Annotated in this window: 8 protein-coding genes; 6 read left to right on the top strand and 2 right to left on the bottom strand. The window is 42.5% G+C overall.

Going from position 1 to position 11,065, the window contains the following annotated elements; genetic code table 11:
* Positions 1-912: sulfatase-like hydrolase/transferase (locus WC955_11740; protein MFA5859722.1), on the bottom strand; the 912-nt coding region annotated here is incomplete at its 3' end.
* Positions 913-917: 5 nt separating this feature from the next.
* Positions 918-2,258: a sulfatase-like hydrolase/transferase gene (locus WC955_11745; protein ID MFA5859723.1), complete on the bottom strand. Its 1,341-nt coding sequence runs from the start codon at positions 2,256-2,258 to the stop codon at positions 918-920.
* 95 nt (positions 2,259-2,353) lie between these two features.
* Between WC955_11745 and WC955_11750 the strand changes: the two genes are divergently transcribed.
* From WC955_11750 to WC955_11775, 6 genes are all read left to right on the top strand, one after another.
* Entirely contained in the window at positions 2,354-3,631 is a 1,278-nt protein-coding gene (locus WC955_11750; protein MFA5859724.1) for a hypothetical protein, read from the top strand.
* On the top strand, positions 3,631-4,755 hold the full coding sequence (locus tag WC955_11755; protein MFA5859725.1) for an anaerobic sulfatase maturase: 1,125 nt from the start codon (positions 3,631-3,633) through the stop codon (positions 4,753-4,755). Before WC955_11750 ends, WC955_11755 begins: the two co-directional genes overlap by 1 nt.
* A gap of 63 nt (positions 4,756-4,818) precedes the next feature.
* Complete coding sequence (locus WC955_11760) at positions 4,819-7,269, top strand: DUF4962 domain-containing protein (protein ID MFA5859726.1); 2,451 nt, start codon at positions 4,819-4,821, stop codon at positions 7,267-7,269.
* Between the two features lie 58 nt (positions 7,270-7,327).
* Complete coding sequence (locus tag WC955_11765) at positions 7,328-8,641, top strand: Gfo/Idh/MocA family oxidoreductase (GenBank protein MFA5859727.1); 1,314 nt, start codon at positions 7,328-7,330, stop codon at positions 8,639-8,641.
* Between the two features lie 47 nt (positions 8,642-8,688).
* The gene (locus WC955_11770) at positions 8,689-9,576 is read left to right on the top strand and encodes a CPBP family intramembrane glutamic endopeptidase (protein MFA5859728.1); all 888 of its coding nucleotides are present in this window, start codon (positions 8,689-8,691) and stop codon (positions 9,574-9,576) included.
* A 21-nt stretch (positions 9,577-9,597) separates the two neighbouring features.
* Positions 9,598-11,022 (top strand): DUF5009 domain-containing protein, encoded by a 1,425-nt coding sequence (locus tag WC955_11775; GenBank protein ID MFA5859729.1) that lies wholly within the window; start codon positions 9,598-9,600, stop codon positions 11,020-11,022.
* Positions 11,023-11,065: the final 43 nt, after the last annotated feature.

Below are 11,065 nucleotides of genomic sequence, written 5' to 3' on the forward strand. Positions count from 1 at the left end.
AAAACCCGGGCCATATATTATCATCGGGATACGTATACACCCGTCATGGCACGAACGTTTATACTCGCTGTTACGTGTACGGAAATGCGACCCGTGATCGGCGGTGTAAATAATTAAAGTATTCTCCTGTAGCCCGAGTTCGGCAAGCGTGCTGCGTAACCGCCCGACATTTGAGTCCAGCGAGTTCACGCATCCGAGGTAGTCGGGGTACTCTTCCCGCCAGTCGCCTGCTGTATCAACAAGGTCGCCGGGGGGAGTAAAGTTTTTATACTTTTCTTTTGACCCGCGGGGCCCTTCGTGATGATTATGATCATTCTGGAAATGGGGTTCTATAAATGAAAGAAATAGGAAAAACGGTTGTTCATGGTTTACAGATGTAAGAAATTCTATTGTCCAATCAGTAAGAACGTCAACGCGGTAACGGTTCTCCGGGAATACGCGTTTATTCCCATTAATATCGAACATATGCCCGTCGTAGGAGTGTGAAGTGAACTCTAAAACATCAGATGCTAGCCAGTAGTCTTTGAACCCTCCCCGTCGATCGGAGGGGATAGCTTTCCTGGTAAAACTATCCGGTCCATCCTTCGGCCCTTGTGATGCGAGATGCCATTTGCCGATGTATCCAACATTATATCCCGCTGAGGATATGTGATGCGCAATAGTTTTTTCTTCCAACGGCAGCATACGGCCGTTAACGTGGCACCCGATTTCTGCGGGATATTTCCCGGTCATTAACGCAGCACGCGCGGGCCCGCAGACTGGCTGGCAGGTATACGCGTGGTTAAATCTCACGCCTTCTGCTGCCATACGGTCAAGGTTGGGGGTAAGATTTTCTACCGGAGGTATACCGTAACACCCGCAGGTATCCCATCGTTGCTGGTCCGCGAATACAAATAGTATATTTGGTTTCATAAATTTTAAGTTTTTGGCAATATTTTCGGCACTTTTTCACCGGCAGCTGCCATCCTGCGTTTTAACCGTTCCGCAAGCTCTGCCCTTACTTCTTTGTGGGAAGGCGAGGTAACCATATTATTTTTTTCATGCGGGTCAGATTCCATGTCATACAGGCAATCTTCGGTATATTCATCACTTGAAATATCACGCCCGGTTTTGTCCAACGCACAGACGCTGTATTTCCATTTATTTGTGCGTATCGCACGGCCGCACTGGGCGATACTTATCTGAAGAAATATATCGTCCTGCCAGTTTGTTGTATCACCATTAACCACTCTTTGCACCGCATTACCGCGCATATACGACGGCGGGGTAATCCCCGCTGTTGTTAGTACCGTTGGAGGAAGGTCTATGAGGCTTATAAGTTCTTCCACAACCTTACCTCCGGTAAAACCCGGCCCGTATATTATCATTGGTATGCGAATACATCCGTCATGACAGGAACATTTATATGTTTTGCTGGTACGCGTAAGGAAATGGTTGCCGTGGTCTGATGTATAGATTATCACCGTGTTTTTGTCTATCCCAAGTTTTTCAAGAGTTGAGCGTAGGCGTCCAAGGTTGTAATCTAAAGAGTTTACACACCCAAGGTAGTCAGGATATTCTTCCCGCCAGTTGCCCGCGGTATCCACAAGGTCGCCCGGTGGGATGAAATTTTTGTACTTATCCTTTGACCCGTGTGGGCCTTCAAAATGGTTGTGGTCATTCTGGTGATGAGGTTCGATATAAGAAAGAAACAGGAAGAAAGGTTTATCATTTTTCCTGTTCTCAAGGTATTCTATGGCCCAGTCTGTAGTTACATCAGCACGGAAGCGGTTCTCCGGGAATACGCGTTTATTACCGTCGCTATCGTACATATAACCGTCATACGAGTGTGAAGTGTGTTCAAGCACATCAGCGACTAGCCAGTAATCTTTAAACCCGCCTCTGCGTTCCGGCGGGACGGATAATATACCAAAATCGTTTGGGCCGTTCTTTGGCCCTTCTGACGCGAGATGCCATTTGCCTATATACCCAACTTCATATCCTGCGGAGGACATGTGATGGGCAATAGTTTTTTCTTCCAACGGCAGCATGCGGTGGTTAACGTGGCAACCTATTTCCGCAGGATATTTCCCGGTCATCAACGCTGCACGTCCCGGCCCGCAGATTGGCTGGCATGTGTACGCATGATTAAACCTCACCCCTTCGCTTGCCATACGGTCAAGGTTGGGGGTAAGATTTTCTACCGGAGGTATACCATAACACCCGCAGGTATCCCACCGTTGCTGGTCTGAAAATACGAATAATATGTTTGGTTTCATAATTATAATTATATCAAATATCAAGGTGGTTAGTATTGATAAATCGTTCATTTTAAATCGACAATTGTATGCTATAATTGTTAAAATATAATAATATGAAACAAAAAATACTTGATAATATTATTACCCCGGAATATCTGGAAAAAAGTTATCGCGAAGCTCCCGTTGAATTCAAAAACAGTATTGAGGAGTTGTATAAAGAAAATCCGGGGAATCAACTGGTAAAGTTCTGGTATATACGCCTGTTTTACACGGATAGTACTAAAGACAAGAAAAAAAATGAAACGTTTTTGTTGTTAGTATTGATACTGCTATCTTCGGTAATCCTGCAATTTAGTGATATCCTAAAAATATTTGGTGTTCAGTATACGCAAAACCAATACCTTACCGCCAACTTTTCATTTCCATTTATAATTGTGGCTATGATATACTTTTTCATTAATTTTGCAACAAAAACCAGGGATATAATAGTAATTTCAGCAGTGATTTTGTTAACTGTAATATACATAAATGTTTTGTATGTTCTCAATATGACTGGTACTAGATATCCGGCGAGTGTTTTAATCGCTCTTTATGATTTACCTCTATTTTTATGGTTACTCATTGGGACAGTATTTGAAGACAAAACGTTGCTGGATTATAAAAAATGGATAGGGTATATAAAAATTAACGGCGAGTTAATGGTTGTAGGTACAATATTGTCATCAGGGTTTCTGGTAGTTTTCTTACTATGCATGGTTTTGATTTCATCAATATTCCGGTTGCATTTCAGGACTGATATTGTTGCCGAGCTTACCTGGCCATATTTTGTTTCCGCTCCTCCAATACTGGCAGTTTATCTTGTATTAAGGAACAGGGATAGTTTAAAAAAGTTTATTGATAATTTAGCGAAAATATTTAATCCTGTAATGTTGATATTTGTAAGTATTTACTTAGCATTAATTATTTCTTCAAAACAAAACCCTTTTGAAGATAGAAATATTTTTATTATTTTAAACATAATATCGCTTATTATCTTGGCAATTTCGATATTTACTTATGTTGAAAAAGATATGGAAAAGTTATCACAAGTAGAAAAGGTTATAAATATTTCTTCTATCTGTTTAACCCTTATTATTGACTTAATAGCTCTTTCAGCGACAGTATACCGGTTAAAATCATTTGGATTTACACCTAACCGTATAACTGTGCTGATAGCCAACTTATTAATTCTTATCAATCTAGCCGGTATCTTGTACAATTTAATAAAGATTCAGTTGAAAAAAATTGATCAGGAAGTATTACAGATATGGATCGGGAAATATATGATCGTTTATCTTATTTGGACAGCTATCGTGGTATTTATATTCCCGGCTATCTTTGGATTTAAATAATGGACCAGTTTCAGTTACTGATAAAACCCGCAGGGCCGGACTGCAACCTCAACTGCAGTTACTGTTTTTACTCAAAAAAATCTGCGTTATTCCCGTCTACAAAAGTGCATAGGATGGATGATAAAATCGTGGATGCTATGGTGTCCCAGATATTATCCCAGAGGTTTCCTGTTTCAGTATTCTCGTGGCAGGGTGGGGAACCTACCATCGCGGGAATTGAGTTTTTCAGGAAAGTCGTCGCTGCGCAGATGAAGTACGGAACTAAAGGCCAGGTGGTAGCGAATTCGTTCCAAACAAACGGATATTTGTTAAACGACCAGTGGTGCAGCTTTTTTGCGGAGTATAAGTTTTTTGTTGGATTAAGTATTGACGGCCCGGGGGAACTTCATGATTATCACCGGAAAAACTTTGTAGGTGAAGGTTCATGGAGTAACGCTTACCGCGCTACGGGTATGCTTGAGAAACATAAGGTTGAATACAACATATTATCCGTTATCTCCCGCGCGGGACAGGATAAGGGTAAGGAAACTCTTCAGTGGTTTATAGGTAACGGGTTTAAGTACTTGCAGTTCATTCCATGTGTTGAGGTTGGAGATACAAGTGATGTTACTGACTATTCTGTAATCCCGGAAGGGTATGGACAGTTTTTGTGTGACATCTTCGATGTGTGGCACGAAAATCTTGATAAAAACGTTTCTATCCGCGATTTTGATTCTATCCTGGAAAAAATTGTCCTGGGTCGCCCGTCAATGTGCGTGTACAGCGTTGAATGCGGAGGTTATATGGTAGTGGAACATGACGGTAGTGTTTATCCCTGCGACTTTTTTGTGAACCCCGGGGATGCCCTGGGTAATGTGCTGACATCGAACCTCGCGGATATGTATGAATCCAAAAAGTATAGGGAGTTTAATAAACGTAAAGCCATTCTCCCGCAGTGTTGTGTCTCATGCGAGTATGTTAATTATTGTAATAACGGTTGCCAGAAGGACCGTGTGGGTAAGAATTTACCGAAAGGGACACAAACCTATCTATGCGCGGGGTACAAAAAATTTTTTGGGTATGCCCTGCCAAGATTAAAAGTAGTAGCGGAAGGGATTAAAATAAATATGGAGAATAAAAAGTAAGGATTAAAGGAAGGATGTTATTTGAAATCACGGTATGTGTTTTTAATAGCAGTAACAATATTTATGCCAATCATGCCGGTTTATTCAGTCGTTTTTAATGATAGCCCCGGTATGGAAAACGAATGGGGTTTCCGTCCGGAAAACGAAATTGTCAAACGCAACCCGCCGCCGTTTGTGTGGCGCCCACAGGTTGATGCTGTTAATTATGGCCTCCAGATCGCGCGAGATAAAGAATTTAGCGTTATTTTGTATGAAATAACAGGCCTTCAGCGTAACGTACACTGCCCGGATATAGTTTTAAGTACGGGAACGAATTTTTGGCATGTAAGGTATACCTCAAAGAACGGCGGGGTGTCAGATTGGAGCAAAACACGGAAGTTTACGATAGGTAATTCAGCGGTAAAATTTCCTGTCCCTACCCATGAAGATATGGCAAAACTTGTCCCACAAACACATCCCCGGTTGATGTTACGCACGGAAAACTTACCTGCCATACGCGAGTATTGCAGGAATACTATGAAAATTTCATGGGAGAAAATGGTGTTTAACGCAGAGAAGTGCCTGGAGATACCGTTACCCTCTGAACCACAGAAGTATCCAAATGGTAAATTCAATAAGGATAATCTAAACGATAAAAAGTTGTGGTGGGGAAACCATGACATTGTGGAAGGCCTTCTTTCCCAAGCGGAACTCATGGCGTTTATATATCTAATAGAACAGGATGATAAGTATGCATTGGGAGCGAAACGTATACTCTTACACACTCTGTCCTGGGATCCTTACGGTGCAACGGGGTCGTACTATAACGACGAGGCTGGGATGATTTATATGTATCGTGGAAGCAGAGTGTATGACTGGATTTATCAGGTACTCACGGATGATGAAAAACAAGTGATACAAACGAAAATGAATGATCGTGCAAAGCAGTATTATCAAAACTTGAACAATAACCATACCTGGCGTCCGTATTCCAGCCATGCTAACCGTATCTACCACTTCCTTGGTGAAGCAGGAATAGCGTTTTATAACGAAATCCCGGATGCGCGGAACTGGTTTAACCTTGCAACCGACATTTTTTTTAATATTTACCCGGTCTGGGGTGATGACGACGGGGGATGGCATGAAGGATTAGCCTACTGGTCGTCCTATAGTGGACGTATAACATGGTGGCTACGCGCATTAAGTAGTTTGATGAACCGCAATGCTTATGATTTACCGTTCTTCAAGAATATTGGATACTTCCCAATGTATGCTATGCCGCCAAAGTCGCCTTGTGGAGGATTCGGGGATAAAGCTGAAGAATCAAGTGTATATTCTTCCGCGCGCGGCGTGGTTGGAACTTTTGCGCAGGAGATCGGTAATCCGTACTGGGCATGGTACAGCGCAGGAGGTGGTAGTACGCGGACAGTTAAAGACAGTGCTAAAGTATCTACCCCTATGGGTGTACTGGGATCTATGAATACTGTTGTTGAACCTAATGAACCAGCAGTCCTGCCGTTATCACGTGTTTTCAACGGGACAGGGCTTGCGGTGTTGAATACAACTCTTACCGATGGAAAACAAAATGTGCAGTTGCAGTTTAAGTCAAGCCCTATAGGACGTATATCACACGGTTATAACTCTCAGAACGCATTTCTCCTTACCGCCTACGGCCAGCCGTTATTCCTTAAAAGCAGCCACCGTGACGTTCATGGGAGTAGTCATCACAAAAAGTGGATACAAGAGACAAAATCAGATAATTGTATTCTTATCGATGGTATAGGGCAACAGGTGAGTTCCCGGTTGGCAAAAGGCAATATCCGCGCGTTTTACCATTCAAAAAAGGTGGATTATATTGCGGGAAGCGTAACCCCTGAAACGTATCAGGGAAGGATAAAACGGTTTGACCGCGGAATATTGTTTATACGTCCGGAAACATTCATTATTTTTGATGATATATTGTCAACTTCACCGGTAACAGTGCAATGGTTACTCCACGCACCTGCAAAGTTTGTGATTGACCGGCAAAGAGTTGGGGTGGATACCGAAAAAGCCGGGGTGGTAACTGACTTTTTGTACCCTTCTGGACTAAAATTTGATGTTACTGACTATGAAACACCGCCAAATCCGTTGTACCCTGAACTCAACGAATGGCATCTTTCAGCAGATACGGGTGTGCCATTAGATAAACATACGTTTATAACCGCGATGCGTGTCCACCGCGGAGGTAATACCAGTGAAAATATTGAAATTCCTGAGATTGATAATGGTATCATATCAATTGGGCTTTCTGGCGGAGAAAAAGTTGTTGTTACCCGATTGGCAGGGACATTAAAAAGTGCGGGTAATGATACCGGTAAGGATAATGGCGGTATAGTATCTGACGCAGTGGTTGCAGCGGTGTGGTTGAACTCCAAAGGAGTACCTACAGGAGGGTTTATACATTACGGGACATATTTAAAGTATAATGGCAGGTATATTGTAAAACAGCCCGATAATAAACGTAAAACAACAAAGTATTGTTTTGTTGAATAGTTAACAAAACACTTTAAGTAGTTAACGTTGAAGATTTTTAGAAAGGTTGATTAGTTGTATGGCAAAGAAGAAGCAGGTAACCGCAATTATTGTAGGGGCAGGGCACAGGTCGTTATGTTATGCCGGGTATTCAAAACATCATCCGGATAAACTTAAAATCGTTGGTGTAGCCGATCCCAGTGAACACCGGAGAAAACATACTGCCGAGATTTATGGCTTAACCGAAAAACAGTGTTTTAAATCAGCGGAAGAGTTGGCAAAAAAACCGAAACAAGCAGATTGTATAATCAATGGTACGATGGACATCCAGCATGTACCAACCTCAATACCGCTGCTTAAACGAGGGTATGATATTTTGTTAGAGAAACCCTTTGCTACTAACGAAAAGGAAATGTGGGAACTTTATGATACCGCAGTTAAGTATAAACGCAGGGTAATGATCTGCCATGTGCTGCGGTACGTGCCGTTCCTTACCAAAGTACGGGAACTCATTGCTGCGGGTGAGATCGGTGAAGTAATGAATATTCAAACAGTAGAACACGTTAGTTACCATCATATGGGTATAGGTTTTGTCCGGGGAAAATGGAACCGCGAAGATGTGTGTAAATCAACGATGTTAATGTCAAAATGCTGCCATGACCTTGATATGATTACCTGGATGAAGTCAGGGATTGCGCCAAAACGCGTATCAAGTTTCGGGTCAAACATGTATTTTAATAACCAAAAAATGCCGAAAGGTGCGGGGACACGGTGTTTAGTTGATTGCGAGATTGAACCCAAATGCGACTATTCCGCGAAAAAGCATTATCTTGACCATCCCGGCCGCTGGAGCGCGTATGTTTGGGCTGGGATTGAGCATCTAAAAAACCCGTCGTTTATGGATCGCGTTAAGCATCTCAATAACAGCAATTTCGGGAAATGTATGTGGCGTTGCGATAATAATACAGTTGACCACCAGACTGTGATGATAGAATTTACTGATGGATGCACTGCTTCGCATAATATGGTTGGCGGTGCAGCTATGCCGTCAAGGTCAATACATCTTCTCGGGACACACGGTGAGATACAGGGCGTGCTTCACGAAAATAAGTTTGTGGTCCGACATATTGACCACCGCCCGGGGTATGAAACTAAAGAACGTGTGGTTGACCTAAAGAATGAAGGTAACCTCGATGGCGCGTTTGGCGGGCATGGGGGGGGCGACCTGCGCCTGGCAGCTGATTTTGTGAATGTAATGAGCGGCGAAAAACCGTCAATTTCGTATACCGGGATTGAGGATTCGGTATATGGGCATTTAACAGGTTTTCTCGCGGATAAGGCAAGACGTGAAAACAGTGTGATTGACTTCCCGAAACTTGGAGTAAAAAAATGAAGGTTTTGACAAGTATTTGGGAAAAACAGAGGACTCTAACAAGTTTTTTGGCAATTGTAGTAATCATAAGCGCGATGTTTTTTATTACAATAAAAGTTGTGGGACAAAAAGCGTACTTTCTTGCGCAGTTTTATATGCTTACACCAACGCTTGCTGCAATAATTGTCCGCGCATTTATACATCCGCAACGGTTTGAGGATGCGCATCTTAAGTTCGGACAGTTGAAGGATTATCTGGTATTCTGGTGTACGGCACTGGGGATAACGTTAATCATTTTTATTGTCTACACACTCACAGGAGCGGTTACCTGGGACTTTACCGGCAGCGCATTTCTTAAACAACTAGAACAATACATTGTATCCACGGGAAAAACTATGGAGGAATCTCTGCCAAAAGGCGTGACGCCTACGATGATGTTATTAACGTATTTTTTTGGCGGGTTGACTGTTCTCAATATATTCCCGGGTGTGATAACCGGATTTGCGGAAGAATTCGGGTGGAGAGGGTTAATGTTCCCGGAACTCTATAAAATATCGCCGTTTGCAGGCTTTATTATAGGCGGATTGATATGGTTCCTCTGGAATGCGCCAATGGCGTTAATTATACCGATGCCGGCAGAACTTAAACTTTGGGAAACTACGGGTAATATTATTGTCCTGGGAATAGGGTCAGTGTGTACGTTCATCTTTCTTGCGTATGTATACATAAAAACACGGAATATCTGGGTGGTATCAATTACGCACATGACATTGAACAACTCATCACATGCGTTTATGTACTACTGCGTGATGAAAAACCAGTTACTGGCAAACACGATGCTATCATTAACAATGGCGGGTATTGTGCTGGTACTATACTTTACCGGCGAGCATAAAGTATTTGAAGAATATTTTGGTAAACACGGAGAATCGTTAAGCAAGTTCGGGTTGAAGTAGATACTATAGGAGGAATTTTTTTTGGAACAAAAACCACCAAGGGTTTTGTCAATTGACGTTTTTCGAGGGATAACTATTGTATTAATGATTTTTGTTAATCATATATTTGACCTCAGGATGAAAAATATTCCGCAATGGTTGAAGCATATGCCGGCACTGGGTATCACGATGTCGGATATAATATTCCCGGCATTCCTTTTTATTGTTGGGATGGCAATACCCCTGGCGTTAGACCGCCGTATAGATCGGGGAGATACGTGGTACCAGCTTATCTGGCGGGTAGTATCACGTGCTGTGTCTATACTTATTGCAGGGTTTTACTGGGTAAACTATGACTATTACAATGCTTCAAAAGGGTTATTGCCAAAGGATTGGTGGGGTTTCCTCGCGTTTATTTCCGTAATCCTTATCTGGATAAACTATCCGCAGACAGATAAAACTAAGTGGGACAAAAAAAGGGTTGTATATACAGCATTACAAGGGTTCGGGTTTGTGATGCTGATATTTTTATCATTCACCTATACAAGTTTTGGGGAAAAAGGGTTAACATATCCCGCATGGACACTTGACCCGCGGTGGTGGCAAATGCTGGGTGCGATCGGGTGGGCGTACTTATTTGCGGGACTGTATTACCTGGTATTCCGTAATAACTTGACTGCATTAGCGTTTGGGGTGCCGTTATTCCTAATGATATACACCGGCCATGCGACAGGTGTATTAAAATTTGTTGACCAATGGGTACCGTTCCTGGGTATTCGCGCGAGGGGAACACACGGGGCATTAGTGATGGCTGGGATTGTACTCCAAAAATTTATGGAATCACGCGCAGGTGACCAGCCAAAAGCTGATACTTTTGATCAGCGGGTAAAGTTTATAATATTATTCGGCGGGATGATGCTTATCAGCGGATTCCTTGAAGCCGTACTGTTCCGGCTTAACGGAGTAGATACCTCCGTACTCTGGTGGGTATTTGGGCTAGGATTATTCGCGATGGTATTGTATATCGTAAATAACGATTTTGAGGAACGTATGAAGATGGCGTTAAGTATCGGCGGTGTGTTAATGCTTTCAGGGTTATTAATGGGTAATCTCTACAAAATATCTAAGAACGGCGCGACACCGAGCTGGGTGCTGGTATGCTCAGGAACGTGTGTGATAATTTATGTTTTGACATACTACTTTGTTGATCAAAAGAAGATGAGGGGATGGTTTATAGATATTGTCCTTCCTCCGGCGAATAATCCGTTACTCGCATACTTGATGCCCGAAGCAATTGTTGCGCTTTTACTGGCGTTAGGGTTAGGAACTTTTATGCCAAAACTTACCGGTGTGTTTATGTTTATGAGTTCCGGGATTTTGGGTATTCTGCGTGCAGTATTGTGGACTGCTTTGATGATATGGTTAACCATGTGGTTGACTAAACAGAAAGTTGTGGTACGGTTTTGATGGACATAAAATATGTTGATTTATACGTGTTCTCCGGTACGGG

This window comes from Elusimicrobiota bacterium, from assembly GCA_041658405.1.
Classification (GTDB): domain Bacteria; phylum Elusimicrobiota; class UBA5214; order JBBAAG01; family JBBAAG01; genus JBBAAG01.